This is a genomic window from Intestinibacter sp., assembly GCF_022780145.1.
Lineage (GTDB): Bacteria > Bacillota > Clostridia > Peptostreptococcales > Peptostreptococcaceae > Intestinibacter.
On the sequence record NZ_JALEXO010000168.1, the window covers coordinates 1 to 21460 of the forward strand.

Here is a 21460-nt window from a genome sequence, read left to right on the forward strand (position 1 = left end):
GAGGTCCAGTAGGTAGATATTTAATACATAAGTACAACTTAAAACCTTCTTCTAAAAATAACATACACTTAAATAATAAAAACAACTCTTCATTTAAAGAAAATAAATTTACACCCGTTGTTTTTTTTGAAAATGTATTGATTTTACTATTAGTTATGAATATTTCGTTTTTTTTATCAAATATAATATATCTAAAAACCGATTTTTTAATTCCAAATATTGTAATCGGAATGCTGCTATCTGTAATCGTAGGAAATCTAAACAGCAAGGTTAGATTTTTCGATTTAAATTTAAAATTTTTCGAATTTCTTCAGAATATTTCTCTAGGAATTTTTTTAACTATGGCACTTATGAGTATAGATATATACACTTTATCTAGCTTGTTAGGTCCTGTAGTTTTTATAGTATGTTGTCAAGTTATTTTTGTCTTATTTTACAGTGTATTTATATGCTTTAAATTATTAGAAAAAAACTACGATGCAGCAATTATGATAAGTGGACTTATCGGTCATACTCTAGGTGCTACGCCAAATGCCCTCGCCAATATGTCTACACTTACGAGTAAATACGGCAAAAGCGAAAATGCATTTTTAATAGTGCCTATGGTAGCTGCATTTTTACTCGATGCATTCTCAGTACCCTGTATTTTACTTTTTATAAATTTTCTAAAATAAATACATAAATCAGTATTAAAAAACATAAATTTTACCATAATAAAGGTATGAAAATATTTAATTTAAAGGTTGTGAATTACTATGAAAAGCAATTTAAACTGTCTAGTATCAAATTGTGCTTACAATAATCAGGGCTATTGTTACGCCTCTTACATAAAGATAAACGGCTACGATGCCACTAATTTTAACGAGACCAACTGCGATACATTTAAAGAAGCTCATTTTAAATCTACATCTTCACTCGACGATATAAATATTACAAATAGCCAAAATATAAGCTGCTGTGCTAAAAACTGCACTTATAACTTATACGGAGGCTGTAACGCCACACACGTTTTAATCACCGAAAAAACCGGCAAATGCGATACATTTAAAATAAAGCATTAGAAAAAGGCAGGTAAAATTACAAATTTTACTTGCCTTTATTTTAAACGTATTTAGATAATTTCTTCTATAATTGTTTTATTTCCTGCCTTTTGTTGAAATTGTTTCATCTTGTCTATCATGTTTTCTCTTATAGATTTTGCTAACTCTACTGTTTTTAATCTAGGATTTTCTAGATGGTCGTATATAGGATCTAAAAATTCTATTTCTACATCCTTTGAATGTATCTTCCCCACAGGTTCATATCCGTCGTAAGTACCTAGTGAATTTTTAATTACCATAGGTACTATAGGACATTTTGCCTTGTACGCTATCTTTAATGCTCCTGCCCTAAAATCTGAGACCAAAGATTTAGGATCTTTAACCCAAGTCAAATCCCCTTCTGGGAATATCGCCATACTTTGACCTTCCTTTATATTTTCCGCGCATTTATTGATGCTTTTTACCCCTTCTCTGTTGTTTTCCCTATTAATATATACAGATTTTGTGATATCTATCCAATGTCTAACAATTGGAATATTTCTCCATGTAGGGACATCTGCGATAACCACCCCAATAGGCTTAGGTATACTAGATATCAAGATAAAGCTGTCAAGCATACTAGAGTGATTTATAACAAACAACACTGGTTCTTTAGGAACTCTTTCCTTTCCAAGAATATTTAATTTAATATTCACTAAGTCTAAAGATTTACTGGCTTGTTTCTTTAGAAACTTAAATTTCTCTTCATTAGAGTAATTATCTGGATTTTTTTTAATTTTTCTAATCAACGGTAAAGAAGAAATAAAACCTATAATTTGAAATATTGCAAACTTCAAATAATTAAACACTCTTTACAACTCCTTTTTATATATTTTTTTCCAATAAATCATTTTATCATAAAAGCCTCCATATAGTAAATATTTTTGCTAATTATAAAAAACTTTATTCTAAAAATTTTTTTCTAATATAAAATTTATAAAGGGGGTTTTATATATGAAAAAACTTATAATAAATATAAATACATTCAACGGAGAATACATAAATCTAAATCTTCCCGTGGAATTTGTAAAGAGAATCATCGACAATAATTGCTTTGATTTTTTCTACTATAGAGAAGATGCTGTCGACTCTGATAAGCTTCTCAAAGTAATTAGAGATGCATTTAATTATAATCTAACCGGTTATATAGGTGAAATCAGGACTTCTAATAATAATATAATAAATTTGACAATCGAATAGAAATAAATTCCAAATTATATATAAAAACGATTTAAAATGATTTATTTGGGTATATAATTAATATAAATATACAGATAGGTTATGGAGGTTTATATATGAGTAGTTTGGATAGATTATTACAATTAATAGATAGAAAATTTTTAAAAGACAACGAATTTTTAGAATTAGAAGATAATGAGCATGTAATCTCTTGTGAGTTCTACAAACCACACAACGCACATTATAAAGAATTTTTAGTAGTTATAGATAATAACGGCAAACAAGAAGAACATATCGTATGTTATAAAAATATGTAATAAGTCAAAAAGTCTTCACCTGTTAAATCCAGTGAAGACTTTTATTATTTAAGCTGCTATTTCATTGCAAAATTCTTTTTTATAAAATCTAGCAAATAAAGTACCTGTTATAACACCTGCAGTTACATCAGAAATTGGTTCTGCCATAATTACAGACATAAGTCCACCCTTTAAAACTACAGGCAATATGAATATAAGTGGAACTAATAAAATCATTTTTCTAAGCAATGCTAAAAATAGTGAAATCTTAGCTTGTCCCAAGGCAATAAAAGTCTGTTGACATGCTATTTGAACTCCAAATACAGGTATACCTATGAAGTAAATTCTCATACACCATGAAGTTATTTCAACTAACTCTTTATCTCCATTGAATATATTTACAAAAAAGCTTGGGAATATTACAAGTAATGCTACTACTGTAGCAGCAAAAGTTACACAACAAATAAATAAAAGTTTAAAAGCTGATTTTACTCTGTCGTAATCTTTAGCCCCGTAGTTGTAGCTTATTATAGGTTGCGCACCTTGAACTAGACCGCTAAGTGGCATAGTTATAAATTGCATCATACTAGTCATTATAGTCATAGCACTGACAGCTAAGTCACCACCATATCTCGCCAATTGGTTATTTAAACATATTAAAACTATACTTTCAGTAGCCTGCATTATAAAAGGTGATACACCTAAAGATAATACTGATTTAACTACAGCTTTATCTAATTTTAAATATTCTTTTCTAACTTTAAGTATACTCTTATTTCCAAATAAAAATCTAAGTACAAACACAGCTGATACAAATTGTGAAATTATAGTTGCAAGCGCTGCACCTTTTACACCCATATTTAATCCAAATATAAATATTGGATCTAAAATTATATTCAAAGCAGCCCCTATTATAACAGTTATCATACCGATTTTAGCAAATCCTTGAGTATTTATAAATGAGTTCATACTGATTGCTATCTCTACAAAAATAGTACCTATAATGTATATTGATAGATAATCTTGTGCATATGGATAAATCGTATCACTTGCGCCAAATGCATATATAATAGGTTTCTTAAATACCAAACATACAATAGTTAAAACTATTCCTATTAAAATACACATCGTAAAACTGTTGCTTAAAATTTTATCTGCACCATCATTGTCCTTTTCGCCCATTTTTATAGCGGCTACAGGTGATCCACCAAAGCCTACAAGTGCACTAAAAGCCGTAATCAACACTACTATAGGAGTTACTATACCAATCCCCGCCATAGCCAACTGTCCATTTACCATTCTACCTATAAATATTCTATCTACTATATTGTAAAGTAAGTTTACAAGCTGAGCTATTATACATGGTATTGCCAATTGTAACAATAGTTTTCCTATTTTTCCTGTGCCTAAATCATTATTTGTTTGTTCCATAACCACATCTCCTTCTCTTTTTATATCTTAAATCTATATCAAAAAAATGTAATCATTCTTCATTTCCAAAAATTAGCAATAAGATATATTATAATAAAATGATTTATAAGTCAATAAGAAAAACTTTATTATTTGTGTTTTAATCCATATTTTCAAATAAATCTATAATTTCTTGTCTAGATAATTTTTTTATAGACTCATTATTTTCTAAATTTGAGTTTATCACATCATCTGCTAGTTCCTTTTTATATTCCTTAATCGCCACTACTTTTTCTTCAACAGTACCTTTAGATATAAGCTTTATTACATCTACTACATTTTTTTGTCCTATTCTATGCGCTCTATCGCTAGCTTGATCTTCTACTGCTGGATTAAACCAAGGGTCAAAATGTATTACCATAGAGGCACTAGTTAAATTAAGACCTGTTCCTCCCGCCTTTAATGATATTAAAAACACCTTTTTAGACTCGTCTTCGTTAAAATCCTCTACTAACTCAAGTCTTCTCTTCGCATCTGTTTTTCCATCTAAGTAGTTAAAGCTTATATTTTCTTTTTCTAGTCTATCTGATATCAAAGCAAGTACTTTTGTAAATTGAGAAAATACTAGTATTTTTCTGTTTTTACTTGATTTTATAATTTTTACAAGCATCTCTAATTTAGAGTTTTTACCCTTGTAGTTTTTTACAACTAGCTCTGGAGATATACTCAGTACCCTAAGCTTTGTAAGATTTGCAAATAAAGTCATATTATCTATGTCACTTTCTACTATCTGTCTTTTTAATAAGCTGACAAATGATTTATATACTTTTTTATGCTCTTTATCTAGCTCTATGTAGAATTTCTGTTCTATTTTCTCTGGAAGCTCATCTATTACATCCTTTTTTCTCCTTCTAAGGATAAACGGCTTTATCATATTTTTTAAATCATCTATATTTTTGTCGTCGTTTACAAATATCTTTTCAAATTTATCTTTGGTGTATAAATACCCAGGCATCACAAAGTCGAATATAGACCAAAGCTCGACTAGATTATTTTCAATTGGAGTTCCTGTAAGAGCGAATTTAGACTTAGATTTTATTTTTTTTATCGCCTTTGTAGTTTCTGAATTTGGATTTTTTATGTTTTGAGCTTCATCTATTATTAAATAATCAAATTCCAAATCTTCGTAGTCTTTTAGATCGTTTTTGTAAGTTCCGTAAGTAGTCAAAACGACATCGTAATCATCTTTATTTTCTAGTATTTTTTTTCTTTTTTCTCTACTTCCGTATACAAGCGCTACCTTTATATCTGGAGCAAATCTCTCAAATTCACTTTTCCAGTTGTAAATTAAAGCTGTAGGGGTTACGACCATGCTCTTTTTATTTTGTTCAGACAACAAAAACGCCAGCGTTTGAATTGTCTTTCCAAGACCCATTTCGTCTGCCAATATCCCGCCAAAACCGTAGTTAGATAGAGTTTTAAAAAATTCAAAGCCCTCAACTTGGTAGTCCCTAAGAGTTGCATTTAAATTTTTTGGAATCTCAATATTTTTATTTAGCTTATCGTATTTTTTAATTACATTGTCTACGTATTTTTTACCACTTACAAAATTCAAATCTTCAAGAACACTATCTAAAAATATGGCTTTGTTATTTGGTATTTTTATTTTTTCTAAATCTGTGTATATATCTAAGATGTCTACTAGCTTAAATACCTTTTCTAAATCATTATCTCTTAAATCTAAATAGCTTCCATCTGGCATAAGGTGATATTTGTAATTTTCCTTATACGATTTAAAAATCTTGTAATATTCACTTTTATCTACGCCTTCGATGTTTAAATCAGCCCTTAAGTTTGAATTTCTCGATTGGCTTATATCAAAGCTTACGATGGGATTTATTACTACATCTTTTTTAGATAAAGTCTTTTTATTTTTATTTTTTAAATATTCCAATCCCTTCAAAACTATTGCCACCATATGAGGACAAATTTTTGTATCTTTATTTACTGTGAACGCATTTTGACAATCACAACTTGTATTTGAAATTACCCTAGTTTTACAATTTATGCTTATCATAGCAGTATATGTCCTTTTGTGATAATCATCGTATACACTTCCATAAAAAGTCGCTGTAGAGTCTTTTAAACTAGAATAATTATTGCTTACATAATTATTTTTATAAAATACAAACCCACTATTGTACTTTACTCTCTGTGTATTTACTCTAAGTATTTCACCTATTTTACAAATTTCCATATTTTTACCTCACCTTTACTTTAATATAGCTATTTTTAAAGTTTTACATATTATAAAAACACTAAAAAAGAGCATCTCTCTGCTCTTTTTATATCTCATTTATATTTCTACTTGTAATATTGTTTTTTATTTCATCGAAGTCCTTAGGCTTATAAGGTATAACATCTTTTATAAATTCAGAAAACGTTATAGGTTTATTCAAAAACGGTAATATATCGTATTCTTTATCAGAATAAGTGCAAAGTCTAAGCTTGCCGTCGTAGCTGAGTAATATCTTATTGCATGACCAGCAATTTGGATCATTAAATACAGATGCTACTCCTATTTTGCCTTTAGCACCTTGTAATTTATAGTAATTTCTACAAATCTTGTCATTTGATAAAACTTTGCTAATACCTTCTATATTATCCATAATATCAACTATATTTAAATAACCAGCTTCAAATAAACTCTTCATCTCTCCAATTTGCATAACCTCAAAAAATCTCAAGGTTATAGGAAAGTTTTTGGCAAATTCGATAAAATCATATATTTCATCATCGTTAAATCCCTTTATAATCAAAGTATCTATATTAGTTTCGATATTTAATTTAAGTGCAGTATTAAATGATTTCAACACATCACATAAACTTCCATTTCTTGTAATAGAGTTGTATCTATACTCCTTTAAGGAATTAATCCCTATATTTACTTGATCTAATCCAGCATTTTTTAAGTTTGCTGCTTGTTTATAAAAATCAATTCCATTTGTAGTAAGCGTTACCTCTTCTATATTGCAATTATTTTTAGCAAAGTAAATCAGTTCACATAAATTAGAATCTAAAAGAGGCTCTCCTCCTGTAAATTCTATCTTTTTTATACCCAATTTAGACATCGATTTTATTATAAATTTATAATCATCAACTTTCAAAAATTTATTTAAAGCTTGACCTGAAAAATCTGTATCTTCTCTAATACAGTAAACACATCTTAAATTACATTTATCAGTTAAAGATATTTTTAAATAATCTATATCTCTATTAAACCCATCCTTCATATATTCAACCTCAATATCGTTTTTTATATTATTATACCATAAATATTTATCAATTTAAAAAATCATCTACTATATTTAGATAAAATTTAAAAAATCCATCCTCTATTTTTATAGCGAATGGATTTTCGAATTATCTTTTTTTAGTTTTTTTCTTCTTTTTATTTTTTTGAATATTATTGTTTTTAGTTTCAACCTCTTGTTCATATCCTGGAGGTGGTGTCTTTTTATATATAGTCTTAAAGCAATTAAAAGCTATTCCAAGCGCAAATGCAGCTGGTAGTAATAATACAGGAACCTTTTTTACAAAAATTATACAAACTATACATATAGCAAGCCCTATTAAACTAAAAATTACATTCATTCTTTGCCATCTTTCCATCTAGCTACCTCCTTGCTGTATTATCTTATTTTATTCGATAAAAAACTCAAAATTCCTTCAAAAATGAAATAAAAAATATATATATTATTAAAATAATATTTTACTTAATCAAACGTTGACATAGATATTTATGTTAACTTTATGTTAAGTTTACTTTTTTTTTGTAGATATTTTTGTAAAAAAGGACTATTATCTTTAGATAGCTTAATTATATTATGGAAATTGGAGGAAACAAACATGAATACACAACAAATAATCGCTATCGCTATTTTTGCTATTGTCATGGTATTGATAATAAGTGAAAAAATCGATAGAACTGTTGTAGCTTTGTCTGGTGCTGCTCTAATGTTTGTATTTAAAATACTTACATTTGAAGAAGGTATCAGCCATATCGACTTTAATACATTATTTGTATTAATTGGAATGATGATTGTCGTTGCAATTGTAAAAAAATCTGGATTATTTGAATACGTCGCTATATTGACAGCAAAAATTTCTAAAGGTGATCCTTCTAAAATCATGGTTTACTTTATGATAATAACAGCATTTTTATCTGCTGTATTAGACAATGTAACTACTGTTTTGTTAATAGGACCTATGACACTTGTAATTAGTGACATACTTTCAATAAATCCTATTCCTTTTTTAATTACACAGATTATAGCATCAAACATTGGTGGTACTTCAACATTAATAGGTGACCCACCTAACATTATGATTGGTAGTGCTGCTGGCTTAAGTTTCGGTGATTTCCTAATTAATTTAGGACCAGTAATAGTTATAACACTAGCCGTTGTAATATTAATTTTTAAAATTATTTACAGAAAAGACCTTATTAAAAGTGAAGATTCAGAAAAATTAATATCCAACTTAGATGAAAAAAAGGCAATACAAGACAAAACACTACTAGTAAAAAGTATATTTGTCCTTATTCTAATATTGATTGGCTTTATGTCTCATAGCAAACTAGGTATTGAATCATCTGTAATAGCTTTAAGTGGTGCATGTATATTATTATTGATAGGTAAGCAAGACCCTCATGAAATAATATACAGTGTAGAATGGCCTACAATTGCATTTTTTGCTGGGTTATTCATAATAGTAGGAGGACTTTCTAATACTGGTGTAATTTCTATGCTTGCAAACTTGTTGATTACAGAAACTCATGGAAATGTCGTTTTAACTATGTTCTTAATACTATGGATTTCTGCAGTAGTTTCATCATTCTTAGACAATATACCTTTTGTCGCAACACTTATACCTTTAATTCTTACTATGCAAACTAAGGGTATGGATGTTATGCCTTTATGGTGGGCAACTTCTCTAGGTGCATGTCTTGGAGGAAATGGAACTTTAATAGGTGCCTCTGCGAATGTAGTTTTAGCTAGTGTAGGTCAAAAGCATGGCTATCCTATAACATTTATAGATTACTTAAAAATAGGATTCCCTATAATGATTTTAACAATAATTATATCATCAGCTTATTTATTAATAAAATTTGCTATATAATTATATAATATAAATATAATATTTTTTTAATAGTAAAGGAGTGTTTATCTTGGCAGTTGACAGAATTAATTCAGTAAAAGGTGATTCAATAGAAATATTATTGAGACAACTTGGTGCAGACAAAATCCAAAAGGTTCAAGGTGATTTATATTTTATAAAATTCATATTAGAAGACGACCTTGAAGTTATGTATACATACAATATAAATGCTAAAAACCAATATTTTTTACAAAGAATTATGCCTTATCCAATACCTCAAGGAGCTTTCTCAAATCAAATTAAGCTTGTTGATTTTATAAAAAAAGATATAGAAAAGTTTAAAAAAGGCATAAAAAGCAAATACTTTAATGAATACTTAGAAACTACCGCTCATGCCTATAAATTTATACAACAACTTGATGATTTTTATCTAAATTATAAAGTTGAGGAAGATAGCTTGGTAAGTGATTCTTTAAGTCAAATAAATATTGCAATAGACAACTTAAACAGAAGACTTGACAGTTTAATAAATCATTCTAAAAAAATTGACTAATATATTTTAGTTATTATTACAAAAGGTAGGCGATTAAAATCGACTACCTTTTTATTTTAACATCTATAATAAGGTTCCATATGAATTATTACATGTATATTTTCGTTTATTTTTTCTTGCATTTTTCTCTCTATATTATGTTCTAGTTGATGTGAAGTCTCGACAGTCATATCTGGCTCTACCATAATATGCATATCTATATAGATGTCATTTTCACTTCCCCTGCTTCTTATTTTGTGAATTTCTCTTATCTCTTCAAAATCCTCTACAGCCTCCTTAACGTCTCGCTCTTCGACCATAGCTCTATCCACCAATATATCGATTGTCAATTTAAAAATCTTACAAGCTGCATACAATATAAATCCAGCTACTACAAATGAAACCACATTGTCTATAATTACTGGAGCCCCTAATTTTATACTTAACAATGTAATTAAAACTCCAATAGATATAAATATATCGCTTTTAGTATGGAGTGAATCGGATATCAATACGTAGCTATTTAATTTTTTACCAGCCTTGTATTCATATCTGGAGACAATAATATTTATAATAAGTGTAATTACCAATATTATAAAGCTTTCTATTGTCAAATTTAAACTATCCCTGCTGTTTATCTGTAAAATCGACTCAATTATAATTTTTCCCGCTATAAAAATCAGCATAATCCCTATGAATAAACTAGATAATACTTCAAACTTCTTATGACCATATGGATGCTCCTTATCAGACGGTTTTGAGGCTATCATAACTCCTATAATCCCTACTATATTAGACGCTGTATCCGCTAAAGAATGTAATCCATCTGCAGATACGCTGTAGCTACCTATATAATTTCCAATTATTATTTTTGAAAAAGCAACTAATAAATTAGCTATCAGTATGACAATTAAGATATTCTTTACTTTCTTATACTCATTCATAACATACTCCTCAAGATACGATTAATATATTTTTCTCCAATATTATTATATTAATTGTATTTTAAATTGTTCTAAATCGAGCAAACAAAAAGGATACAATTTCTGTATCCTTTTTATATATATCGTATTTAATTAGATTTTTCAGCTAAATATTCAACTGCACTTAAAGCTGCAGTAAGCCCTTGACCGGCAGCCTTGATATAAGAATAAGGTCTTCCTACACAATCTCCACAAGCAAATAGTCCGGCTAAATTAGTCTTCATATTTATGTCTACTTTTATATATTTATCATTCATCTCTAAGCCTGGCACTAAATTTTTAGGTGACATACTGTCCTTTATTATAAAAACTCCATCTACTTTCAATGATTGATCTTCGAAATTTAATTCATTTACAAGCATTTCGCCCTTTATTTCTGTAGGCTTTTTGCTTATTATTTCGATGTTTTTATCTATAGAATCTAAATCGTTTTTCAAAGCATTTCTCATCGGAATAAAATACGTTTTTGAAGCTATTTCATTTAAGAAATTAGCTTCGTGTATAGACTCTTTATTGTATCCAAGTACACATACATCCTTATCTCTGTAAAGAGGAGCATCACAGGTTGCACAATAGCTTACACCTCTTCCTAAGAATTCCTCTTCTCCATTTATTGATTTAGCGCTATCTGTGCCTATAGCGATTATAACAGTAGTCGCCTCAAACATCTCACTCCCACTCATCAAAGCGAAGTAGTCTCCCATAGCGTATACATTTGTTATCCTATGCTCATCGATTTCTATATTCATAGAATCTATATGTTTTTTAAAACTTTCCTTTAGATTTTGACCTGTTATATTGTAAAGTCCCAAATAATTATCTACAACTGGCGCTTTTTCGATTTTAGTGCTTAAATTTTTGTTCCCAAATATTATAAAATTTTTGTTTCTTATCTTTGCATTTACAGCGGCGCTAAGTCCAGCTGGACCACTGCCAATTATGGCTATGTCATATCTCATAACAATCACCTTTTTATAAATGTGCTTCTACCTTGCTCTTTATAGCTTCCTTAGGCATAAATCCCATTAATGTATCTACCTCTTGACCATCTTTGAATATTTTCATAGTTGGAACTGATACTATTCTAAATTTTTGAGCTAAATCCATACTTTGATCTATATCTACTTTTACAAAGTTTACATCTTCAAGTTCTTCGTTTAGTTCTTCAAATACTGGAGCTAACATCTTACAAGGTCCACACCAAGTTGCGAAAAAATCTACAACTACTACTCCTTCTTTTATTGTATCGTTAAATTCGATTGAATTGATTATTTTTGCCATTTATTCGTCCTCCTAATTTCTTATTTATATTTATCTATTAACAATTATACCCATATTTTTTATATAAAAACATATTTTATCTTGTTAATTTTTACTAATCTATATCTATAGGTATAATTATATCAAACTTAGTCCATTTGCCGTATTCTGAATTTACATTAAGCTTGTATTTTAAACTTTCAGACAGTACCTTTGCTATGGAAAGACCTATTCCAGAGCCATCGATATCTTTGTTTCTGACGTTTTCACTTCTGAAGAATCTATCGAATAAATGCGGTATTTCTTCTTTTTTAATTCCCATTCCATTATCTTCGATCGTTATATAAATACTTTCCTCCTTTTCCTTTAGAGAAATTTTTATATAATCCTCCTCTTCAGTGTATTTAAATGCATTGTCTATAAAAATTATAAGAAGTTGTCGAAGTTTATTTTTGTCACTTATTATATTTTTATGCTTTAATTGAGAAGAAATTTTAAGTGTTTTATTCTGTATTAAAGCTATATCGAAAAAATCGTCACATATATCCTCGACTAGCTTCTCTAAATCAAGCTCTTCTTTTTCAACTAAATCCACATAGTCCTCCTTAGTAAGTGTCAATAAGTCATTTATCATCTTTTTAAGCCTTCTAGATTCGTTCATCGCATCTGCAATACCCTCGACCTCATCACTTATTGTATTATTTGGATGCTTTAAAAGTCCCTCCAATTTTGAAAATACTATTGTAATAGGAGTTCTTAATTCATGTGATGCATCTTGAATAAATTTTGCTTGCTTATTCCAAGTTATCTCTATTGGTTTTAAAGCATTTCTAGTTAAGTAAAGCGCTATAAAATAAGTTAAAATACAGAAAATAACAACAGCACGAATCATAGTCAAAAGCAGCTGCCTTCTTGAATTTAATTCGCTGTTTATCTCTCTCATTATTTTTATATGGTAATCGCCATATGTATAATTACAAACTCTAAAATTATATTTTCCTTTTTTATAAGAATAAAATCCATCTAGATTATCCTTTTGCTGATAATCTGGAACCTCATTTTCAAAGTACGGATTATTTTTTGGATTTATTATTAAGGTTCCATCTACATATATATAAACCATATTTTTAGGATCACTATATAAAATGCCATATCTGCTATCTAGTTGCTCTAATTGATGTATTATAGAGTTGAGCTCTTCTTGCATCTCTCTATTTATATTTGTATCATTGTTATAACTAAAATAAAAATATGTAAAAATACATAGCAGAATTAAAAAACCCGAAACTACGAGCATATTTATTTTAATTAATTTTTTCTGAGTATTTTCAAGAACTTCTTTACTTATCATCGAACATATAACCTACTTTTCTCTTTGTTTTTATGTATTTATCATATCCGTATTTACTTAATTTTTTTCTCAAATGACTTATGTACACCTCTACAATTTCTATTGTAACATCTGAATCTATACCCCAAACTCTATCGTAAATCTGTTCCTTTAAAAGTATAGTCCCTTTATTTAAAAGCAAATACTCCAATAAATTAAATTGCTTATTTTGAAGCTCTATTTCTTCATCCTTTATAAATACTCTTCTCTTGTTTAAATCTAAATGTAAATCCTTAAAGTCTATCGTATTTCTAGCCTGCATCTTTCCATTTGTTCTCAAAATAGCATATATTCTCGCTACCAATTCTTCCATATAAAATGGCTTTGTAAGATAATCGTTAGCACCTATTTCAAATGCCTTTACTTTATCATTTAAAGATTCCTTTGCAGTCAATATCAAAACTGGAATATCTATAAATTTATCTCTCATAGATTTTAATATCTCTATTCCAGATAAATTCGGCAACATCAAATCTAAAACTATCAAATCGTATATATTTTGCTCTATCATATATAACGCCTCTTCGCCATCGCTACAGGATTCTGTTTCAAAATGATTATTTAATTCATCTACAATGCTTTTTAATAATTTTATATTATCCTCTACTACTAAAATCTTCATTTATACCTCCCAATTATTTTATATATTTTAAACAAAATTAAGCCTCTATAGAATTTAGAAGCTTAATTTATCAATTTTATTATTTAAAGCAGATCTTTATATACCTTCATAAAGTCACTTAAAGCTTGGGTAACTATCGTCTTTCTGTCGTAGCTTGAATTGCTACATAAACGCAAAAAATCCTCCCAAACCGATTTATCTACCTTCAAGCTTACATTTTTATCCTCTGTAGGCTCAAAATCTATAACTATATCCTTTTTACTTTTCTTTCTCTTTAAAGATTTGCAGTCTTTTACTGATAGATACCAATCGTAAACTTCACATAGCTTATCCAAATCCTCTTGAGTTATATTTATTTTTTTATCTTTTTTATGTTTAGTATTTTTATTTTTAGAAAGTGGTTTTTCGACTGTCGTGATTGTGTCAGTCTCTTTAAATTTTACTTGTTCAAAGTTATTTTTTATATATTTACCCTTGACACTTTTATATCCACTTTTATTTAAATCTTTTCTAAGTGTTTGTGGTTTTACACCTAATGTAGAAGATATTTCCTCTAAGGAGATACCTTTTTCTTGTAATTTTAAAAATTCGTCTACTCTTTCATTAGAATTCATTGTACCCTCCGCCTGTAATATCTTTTTTAACATTGTATCATAAAACCGCAATATTTACACTTTTCTTTAAGCTGTCCTTTTGATTATTTTAATAATAGCATCTATACCTTTATTAATCCTTAACTTACAATATCTGTTTAAGCTATCTTATAATTTTTCTGACTAAAGTACCTGTACCAATTCCCATCATAATCACCCCTATGAGCATCTCCATATCTGCAAATAAATACGAAGATAATGCAGCAATACCATTTTCTCCACCAACCCCTGTAAATAAACTCACACTTAAAAAAAACGCCTCTTTAAAATCTCGATAAAATCTCTCTACAGATAAAAATTTTAGTGTCTGTAAATTACTGTACTGTACTAATTGCTCGTGTATTTCTATTCCAAATATTAGGTACAAAAAGGCAAACACAGCTATTATAATTAAACTCGCATAAATACTGTAGATAGGTCTCTCGCCATATCCACATGAAAACCAATATAAATACGACTCTATTTTCGGCAAAAATCCCAAAGTTTTGTGTTCTTCTCTTTTAGCTAAATAGTAATACTCTCCAAAATTACTGTTTAAATTATTTTGCTTGTATTTATCGGCTATATTTTGATATATGGTGTATATCCCTTCATACTCGTCTCTATCTTTTTTTCTCTCTGTTAATTTATCAAAAAATGTCTTCTCATCAAAAATAGTCATGTACTTATCATTGAATTCGAAATTATTTATATAACATTTGTAGGTTTTAAATTTCTGAAAATCACAGTCGCATACCTCTATATTGTATAAATCGCATTTTGTCATAATCACCGCCTGCATATTTGAAAGCTCAAAGCTAGTGTTTTTTAAATTAGAGCTTTCAAATATAGAATAAGATAAATCACAACCTTTAAATTTAGCATATATTCTACACTCCTCAAATACAGTCGAAAAATTATCTTTGACATTTAAAGATGGCGTTTTTATCGAATCAGATTTTATAAAAGTGCAATTTTCGAATACAACGCCACCACTTTCGAAAGTACATCTATTAAAGTTACATCCTATAAATGAACAATCTACAAATTTAATATTTTGAAATTTACATCTATAAAAATTTACACATACAAAGTTTTTGCCTATTTTAAGTCTAAAATCGACTTCATCTAAGGCTTTATCGCTGCCTATAACTTTATTTTTTATATTTTTAAAGCTAAACTCGTCAAATGGACTGTAATCACTAACTAAACTGTGATCATTTATAATCTTTTTTCTAATATCTATATTGTTGTCCTTTCTGTTTTTTAATTGCTTTGATAATTTATAATTTTCTTCTTTAAAATTTATATAAGGCATAATAATACACTACTTAGCTATTAAATATATAGCACTCCTTTCTTTGTTTTATCTATTATTATTGCCTGTATATTATTTTTTATAATAAAAAACTGCTGCATGAAAGCTCACACAACAGTTTTAATTTATTTTATTCTATTTAAATTTCTATTCTTGTTCTACTTCTACACTCTTACCAAATATTTGAACTCCTACAAATACAGCTATTAATGCTAGTGGTAAAACTACATATACAGGTAATCCAAATCCAGCTGGTATATACCCAAATACTATAGTTATAGCTGCTATAAATAGTGAATATGGTATTTGTGTTCTAACGTGTTCTATATGGTCGCATCCTGCACCCATTGAAGATAGTATAGTTGTATCTGATATTGGTGAGCAGTGGTCTCCAAATATTGCACCAGTTAAAACAGCACTTGTTGAAACTATTACATAGCTCATATCAGGATTTATAGAGTATGCTAGAGGTATTGCAAGCGGCATAAGAATTCCCATTGTTCCATATGATGTACCAGTTGCAAATGATATTATAGCACCTAATACAAATATTATACTTGGTAGAGTAAATGCTGGTATAGAGCCTGATAAGTAGTTGATTAAGAATTTTGCTGTTCCTAATTCTTTTATAACAGAGCTTAGAGACCAAGCGCATATTAATATTACACAAGTTATAAGCAATGTCTTCATACCATCTATCCAGATTTCTATTCCTTGAGCTACTGTAAACATTTTTTTGAAAACACCCATAGCCATTGCCACTATTCCTGCAAACAACGCTGATTGGAATAAAGCTACAGATGCATCTGAATTACTGAAAGCTTCTCTTATAGCTGCAAATGAAATTGGTGAATTTTGCATTATTGCTATTGTAGCGGCATCTTCTGAACCCATTATAGCTGTATATCCACTGTAATAAAATGCTATTAAAGCCGCTATTATTAAAGTTCCTATAGGAATTATTGCATTCCATACGCTAGGTGTAACACCTTCTAATGGTTCTAAATCATCGTGTTCTTTTGATATTTGTTCGTTTAATTTATCTCCATCTTCAAGAACTTGTCCTCCACGTCTTGCTTGTAACTCGCATTTTCTCATAGGGCCGAAGTCTTTTAATAAAAGTGCTGTTATTACTATAAATGCCAATATCAATATATTGTAGAATCTAAATGGTATAGTACTTAAAAATACTCCAAATGCATTTTGATCTACTCCAATTGAATTGAAGGCATCTCCTATAAGTCCGACTTCTAGACCTATCCAAGTTGATATTATAGCTATACCTGCTACTGGAGCTGCTGTTGCATCTATGATGAAGGCAAGTCTTTCTCTAGATATTTTCATTCCATCTGTTACAGGTCTCATCATAGGACCTATTATTAGAGAGTTTGCGTAATCATCGAAAAATACTAAAAGTCCAGCAAACCATGTAATTATCTGTGCTGATCTTGCACTTTTTGCCTTTTTTGATAGAGCTTCTGCTATAGCTTTAGCTCCACCCATCTTACTTACTAGGTTGATTACACCACCTATAGCTAAAACCTGTAGAATTATCCCTGCATTCCAAGGATCAGCTAAAGAACCTACCGCTCTATTTACTAAATCCAAGAACGCTTGAACTATAGTGTAAAAAATATTAAATCCTGCAAAATTAAGAATTATTCCACCTGATAAGATTCCAAGTGCCAAAGATACAACTACGTTTTTAGTCACAAAGGCTAAAACTATTGCCACTATCGGTGGTATTAAAGTTAGAAATCCGTATTTGTCTGCATTTACTTGTGCTATGTCTACTTCTTCAGCAAATGCCATGACAGTTGACATTAAAAATATCATCATTGATATCAAAGCTATTTTTGTTTTTTTGTTTTTCATTTTCTCCTCCTAATATAATGAATATCAGAAAGGTTCACTAAACTATTGTCATAAATCTAATGAATTAGATATGCTATTTTATATGTTATAAAGATGAGTTAAAATGATAGCTCTCCACATTTAGTGACAGTGATATACATATTATGTATACCCCCAGTTATATAGACTTAAAGCATCGTCTACACACTTCGGCAATATATCCTTTCTAAATAAATCTACGCCGCTTAACTCATTATTTGTACTCTTATATACTGCTCCTCTACCTTACTATTATTCACTTTTTTATGCTATTTAATTATATATTAATTTTCCAATAAGTTCAATATTATACGCCATTTTTCTTAAATAAAAATTATATTTAAATTTTTAAAATTATTAAAAAATTTACAATTTAAAACTTATTAATTATAATATATATATATTTCTAATCCCTTCTTAAATTGATGAAAAATATCATTTTTAATAAAAATTAGAGGGAAATTGAAGTTTATGTCGAATTATTTTGTTGAAATAATATAATTTACAAATTTATAGGAGGACAATCGATTAATGCTATTAGTTTACAACGAAAGAACAAATCCATATTTCAACCTAGCTATGGAGGAATATTTTTTAAAAAATGCGACAGAAGATTTATTTTTACTTTGGAGGAATGAATCAGCAATAATAGTAGGTAAAAACCAAAATACACTATCTGAAATAAACTACGAATACGTAAAAGAAAACAATATAACTGTAGTTAGAAGACAATCAGGTGGTGGAGCAGTTTTCCATGATTTAGGAAATTTATGCTTCACTTTTATAGCCTGCAACAACAACAGCTTCAGCGACTTCAAGAGATTTACTATGCCTATAGTAGAGGCTCTAAAAGGACTTGATATAAATGCTGAATTTTCCGGAAGAAACGACCTATTAATCGATGGGCAAAAATTCTCTGGTAATGCACAATACAATTACAAAGACAAAGTAATGCACCACGGAACTTTACTATTCTCTTCTGAAATAAACGATGTTTCAGCAGCACTTAAGGTAAAACCTATTAAATTCGAAGGTAAATCTGTAAAATCTGTAAAATCAAGAGTAACTAACATAAGCGACCACTTAAAGAAACCTATGACTGTCTTAGAATTCAAGGACTATCTAATGGACTTTATCGCTAAAACAGATAAAGACAGTACACCATACACTCTAACTGACAAAGATGTAGCAGAAATAGAAAAGCTTGTCGAAGAAAAATACAGCACTTGGGATTGGAACTTTGGAAATTCACCAAAATTCTCTCTAATCAACGAATTAAAATACCCAGGTGGAAATGTTGAATTTAACTTAAACGTAAATAAGGGAATTATAACTGAAATTAAATTCTTCGGCGATTTCTTCGGTAAAGAAGATGTATCTTTTATAGAAAAAAAATTAACTGGTGTTAAGCACACTGAAGAAGCTATAAGAGAAGCTTTAAAGGATGTAAATATAAACGATTATTTCTTAAATGCTACTGTAGATGTATTAGTCGACGGTATAATGGGAGTTAAATAATTAAAAAAAATCCTCTTTGCCAAATAAAAACAAAGAGGATTTTATATTTTTTGTCTTAATACTATTCTGAATAATTATAATCGCTATCTAACATAGAATAATTTTCGCATCTATCTACTAATAATTCTAAATCACCATTTTCTACTAAAACAAATTCTATATATTCTTTCTCATAATGTACTTTATTATTTTGTACAACCTTGTTTATAGAAACTCTTGATATTCTATATTCACCATCTTCATATTCGAATTGTCCATAATCTACATCTTTTATATATGTTCTCAATCCTTCTTCATGCCACTCTGGAATATATTTATCATAATTTTTACGTAAATTACCTGTTTCAGTTATATATGGATATACTAACTCGACATTTCCAGTATTTATAGCTTCATCATAATTATATTCTAAGTTATCTATAACTTCTGTTATTTGTGATTGAGAAATAGCATCATCATCTGTATATGTATTTTCTGTTTGATCTAAATCTTCTTGCACTGGTTCTTCTTCATCATACTCATTTTCTTGATCTTCACTACTATTATATTGTTCATCATTTTGCTCGCTACTATAGTCAGTGTTTAAAACTTGCCCATCATCGTCTTCGCTAAAATAATTTTTTGCAAAACTAAATCCTGCTAAAAATACAATCACAAAAGCCAATATTATACCGATTGCTTTAAAGCTTTTACTCGGTTTATTTTGTTTCTTTTTATTTTTATTATTTGGCATTTGTTTTTGTACCGGCTTTTGAGGAACTTGTTTTTTTAAATTATTTAATTTCACATCTTGCTGTTTATCGTTTTGATTCTTTTTAATAGGATTTTTACTTTTATCGATATTATTAGTTTCTACTGTTTTTTTCAACTTAATATTAGAAGGCGATTTCTTTATCTTGTCAAAAATACTAGGGTTTAAATTATATAAATCCGAATATTTACTTTTTATCGTATCAATTGAATTATTTATTTTTCCTTTATCTTCATAATTTAATTGTTTTATTATATCGTCAATATATGTTTTTTTCTCGCTATCTTCTATATCCTCTCTGATATATGTAAAAATAAGTTCTTTTAAATTATTTGTGACTTCATTATCATCTTTAAGTGCGCATACTTTTTTATAAATAACACTCTTTTGATAAGCAATTTTATATATATCTTCATATAAATCTTTGCTACAATTATATAATTCAAAATAATCTCTTTTTAATATATCAATACTGTAGACAGCATACTGACTAGTTTCATATGATAAATAATCGTTTATTTGACCTAAATTTCTTTTCTTTAAGTTTTCTAATTCAGCTTTTTCAAAATCATTAGAATAAATAAAATAGTATATAGGTCCTATTAAAACCCTCACAACTCTTTGGTCCTGTTCTAATTTTAAATATAATGAAGATAATTTATCTTTATTTTTTTCCATTGTTATCTCCCCTATAATATGTAAATCAAAAAGAGTGATGAAAAATAGAATTAAAACTCTACCTAACATCACCCCTTTTTTATCGATATAAAATATTTAATTATTTTACAACAACTTTTTTAAATTTTTTCTTACCACGTTTAACTACTACACCGTTGCCAAATAATTGGTCTTTAGATACTGTAGCTTTTGTATCTTCTATTTTTTCGCCATCTACAGCTACTCCACCTTGTTCGATGTTACGTCTAGCATCTGATTTTGAGCTAGCAAGTTCAGCTTTAACTAATAAATCTACTAAAGTTATAGCATCATCAGTTAAGTCAGCTTCTGTTAATTCAACTGTTGGCATATTAGCAGCATCTCCTGTAGAGAATAATGCTCTAGCTCCTTCTTGAGCTTTTATTGCTTCTTCTTCGCTGTGAACTAATTTAGTTAATTCAAATGCTAGTATTTCTTTAGCTTTATTTAATTCGCTACCTTCCCATTTTTCCATTTCTTTTATTTCTTCTAATGGTAAGAATGTAAGCATTTTTAAGCATTTTATAACGTCAGCATCTGCAACATTTCTCCAGTATTGGTAGAATTCAAATGGAGATGTCTTGTTAGGGTCTAGCCATACTGCACCTGATTGAGTTTTACCCATTTTCTTACCTTCTGAGTTAAGAAGTAGAGTTATAGTCATTGCATAAGCATTTTTGTTTAATTTACGTCTTATTAGGTCAGTTCCTGCAAGCATGTTTGACCATTGATCATTACCAC

22 protein-coding genes and 1 riboswitch are annotated in these 21460 nt (G+C 28.8%); of the genes, 7 read left to right on the forward strand and 15 right to left on the reverse strand.

What is annotated here, in order from left to right; all coding sequences use genetic code 11:
• On the forward strand, positions 1 to 674 hold a 674-nt coding region (locus tag MR593_RS06590), incomplete at its 5' end, for a sodium/glutamate symporter (RefSeq protein ID WP_290691086.1).
• Positions 675 to 755: 81 nt separating this feature from the next.
• A complete protein-coding gene (locus MR593_RS06595; protein WP_290691089.1) occupies positions 756 to 1061 on the forward strand; it encodes a DUF1540 domain-containing protein in 306 nt (101 codons plus the stop codon).
• Positions 1062 to 1111: 50 nt separating this feature from the next.
• Here the strand turns inward: MR593_RS06595 and MR593_RS06600 are convergent, their stop codons facing one another.
• Positions 1112 to 1888 (reverse strand): lysophospholipid acyltransferase family protein, encoded by a 777-nt coding sequence (locus MR593_RS06600; protein ID WP_290691091.1) that lies wholly within the window; start codon positions 1886 to 1888, stop codon positions 1112 to 1114.
• A gap of 145 nt (positions 1889 to 2033) precedes the next feature.
• Here MR593_RS06600 and MR593_RS06605 point away from each other — a divergent pair, with 145 nt between their 5' ends.
• Together MR593_RS06605 and MR593_RS06610 are read left to right on the forward strand one after the other, a co-directional pair.
• On the forward strand, positions 2034 to 2279 hold the full coding sequence (locus MR593_RS06605; protein ID WP_290691093.1) for a hypothetical protein: 246 nt from the start codon (positions 2034 to 2036) through the stop codon (positions 2277 to 2279).
• Between the two features lie 95 nt (positions 2280 to 2374).
• Positions 2375 to 2575, forward strand: coding sequence for a hypothetical protein (locus MR593_RS06610; protein ID WP_290691095.1), 201 nt, complete (start codon positions 2375 to 2377; stop codon positions 2573 to 2575).
• Between the two features lie 48 nt (positions 2576 to 2623).
• On the opposite strand, the gene MR593_RS06615 is transcribed toward MR593_RS06610, so the two are convergent.
• The 4 genes from MR593_RS06615 to MR593_RS06630 form a co-directional block, all read right to left on the reverse strand.
• Entirely contained in the window at positions 2624 to 3985 is a 1362-nt protein-coding gene (locus tag MR593_RS06615; protein ID WP_290691097.1) for an MATE family efflux transporter, read from the reverse strand.
• Between the two features lie 139 nt (positions 3986 to 4124).
• Positions 4125 to 6221: a DEAD/DEAH box helicase gene (locus MR593_RS06620; RefSeq protein ID WP_290691099.1), complete on the reverse strand. Its 2097-nt coding sequence runs from the start codon at positions 6219 to 6221 to the stop codon at positions 4125 to 4127.
• 88 nt (positions 6222 to 6309) lie between these two features.
• The gene (locus tag MR593_RS06625) at positions 6310 to 7257 is read right to left on the reverse strand and encodes a radical SAM protein (RefSeq protein ID WP_290691101.1); all 948 of its coding nucleotides are present in this window, start codon (positions 7255 to 7257) and stop codon (positions 6310 to 6312) included.
• Between the two features lie 130 nt (positions 7258 to 7387).
• A complete protein-coding gene (locus tag MR593_RS06630; protein WP_290691103.1) occupies positions 7388 to 7636 on the reverse strand; it encodes a hypothetical protein in 249 nt (82 codons plus the stop codon).
• 237 nt (positions 7637 to 7873) lie between these two features.
• On the opposite strand from MR593_RS06630, the gene MR593_RS06635 reads away from it, so the two are divergent.
• On the forward strand, positions 7874 to 9145 hold the full coding sequence (locus MR593_RS06635; protein ID WP_290691105.1) for an ArsB/NhaD family transporter: 1272 nt from the start codon (positions 7874 to 7876) through the stop codon (positions 9143 to 9145).
• A gap of 49 nt (positions 9146 to 9194) precedes the next feature.
• Complete coding sequence (locus MR593_RS06640) at positions 9195 to 9677, forward strand: hypothetical protein (RefSeq protein ID WP_331474757.1); 483 nt, start codon at positions 9195 to 9197, stop codon at positions 9675 to 9677.
• Between the two features lie 56 nt (positions 9678 to 9733).
• Here MR593_RS06640 and MR593_RS06645 read toward each other — a convergent pair whose 3' ends face one another.
• The 8 genes from MR593_RS06645 to MR593_RS06680 form a co-directional block, all read right to left on the reverse strand.
• Entirely contained in the window at positions 9734 to 10600 is an 867-nt protein-coding gene (locus MR593_RS06645) for a cation diffusion facilitator family transporter (RefSeq protein ID WP_290691111.1), read from the reverse strand.
• 128 nt (positions 10601 to 10728) lie between these two features.
• On the reverse strand, positions 10729 to 11598 hold the full coding sequence (locus MR593_RS06650; RefSeq protein ID WP_290691114.1) for an NAD(P)/FAD-dependent oxidoreductase: 870 nt from the start codon (positions 11596 to 11598) through the stop codon (positions 10729 to 10731).
• Positions 11599 to 11611: 13 nt separating this feature from the next.
• A complete protein-coding gene (gene trxA / locus MR593_RS06655; protein ID WP_290691117.1) occupies positions 11612 to 11920 on the reverse strand; it encodes a thioredoxin in 309 nt (102 codons plus the stop codon).
• A 94-nt stretch (positions 11921 to 12014) separates the two neighbouring features.
• On the reverse strand, positions 12015 to 13250 hold the full coding sequence (locus MR593_RS06660; protein ID WP_290691119.1) for a sensor histidine kinase: 1236 nt from the start codon (positions 13248 to 13250) through the stop codon (positions 12015 to 12017).
• The gene (locus tag MR593_RS06665) at positions 13240 to 13911 is read right to left on the reverse strand and encodes a response regulator transcription factor (RefSeq protein WP_290691120.1); all 672 of its coding nucleotides are present in this window, start codon (positions 13909 to 13911) and stop codon (positions 13240 to 13242) included. The genes MR593_RS06660 and MR593_RS06665 overlap by 11 nt, the downstream gene beginning before the upstream one ends.
• 83 nt (positions 13912 to 13994) lie before the next feature.
• The gene (locus MR593_RS06670; protein ID WP_290691122.1) at positions 13995 to 14525 is read right to left on the reverse strand and encodes a DNA-binding protein; all 531 of its coding nucleotides are present in this window, start codon (positions 14523 to 14525) and stop codon (positions 13995 to 13997) included.
• 142 nt (positions 14526 to 14667) lie between these two features.
• The gene (locus tag MR593_RS06675) at positions 14668 to 15861 is read right to left on the reverse strand and encodes a pentapeptide repeat-containing protein (protein WP_290691124.1); all 1194 of its coding nucleotides are present in this window, start codon (positions 15859 to 15861) and stop codon (positions 14668 to 14670) included.
• Positions 15862 to 16008: 147 nt separating this feature from the next.
• Positions 16009 to 17736 carry a Na+/H+ antiporter NhaC family protein gene (locus MR593_RS06680; protein WP_290691127.1) on the reverse strand — a complete coding sequence of 576 codons (1728 nt, stop codon included), beginning with the start codon at positions 17734 to 17736 and terminating at the stop codon, positions 16009 to 16011.
• 99 nt (positions 17737 to 17835) lie between these two features.
• A riboswitch (Lysine riboswitch) is annotated at positions 17836 to 18006 on the reverse strand.
• Between the two features lie 279 nt (positions 18007 to 18285).
• On the opposite strand from MR593_RS06680, the gene MR593_RS06685 reads away from it, so the two are divergent.
• Positions 18286 to 19272 carry a lipoate--protein ligase gene (locus MR593_RS06685; RefSeq protein ID WP_290691130.1) on the forward strand — a complete coding sequence of 329 codons (987 nt, stop codon included), beginning with the start codon at positions 18286 to 18288 and terminating at the stop codon, positions 19270 to 19272.
• Positions 19273 to 19333: 61 nt separating this feature from the next.
• Here MR593_RS06685 and MR593_RS06690 read toward each other — a convergent pair whose 3' ends face one another.
• Positions 19334 to 20701, reverse strand: a complete 1368-nt coding sequence (locus tag MR593_RS06690) for a hypothetical protein (protein ID WP_290691132.1) — start codon at positions 20699 to 20701, stop codon at positions 19334 to 19336.
• 100 nt (positions 20702 to 20801) lie between these two features.
• Positions 20802 to 21460: tyrosine--tRNA ligase (gene tyrS, locus MR593_RS06695; RefSeq protein ID WP_290691135.1), on the reverse strand; the 659-nt coding region annotated here is incomplete at its 5' end.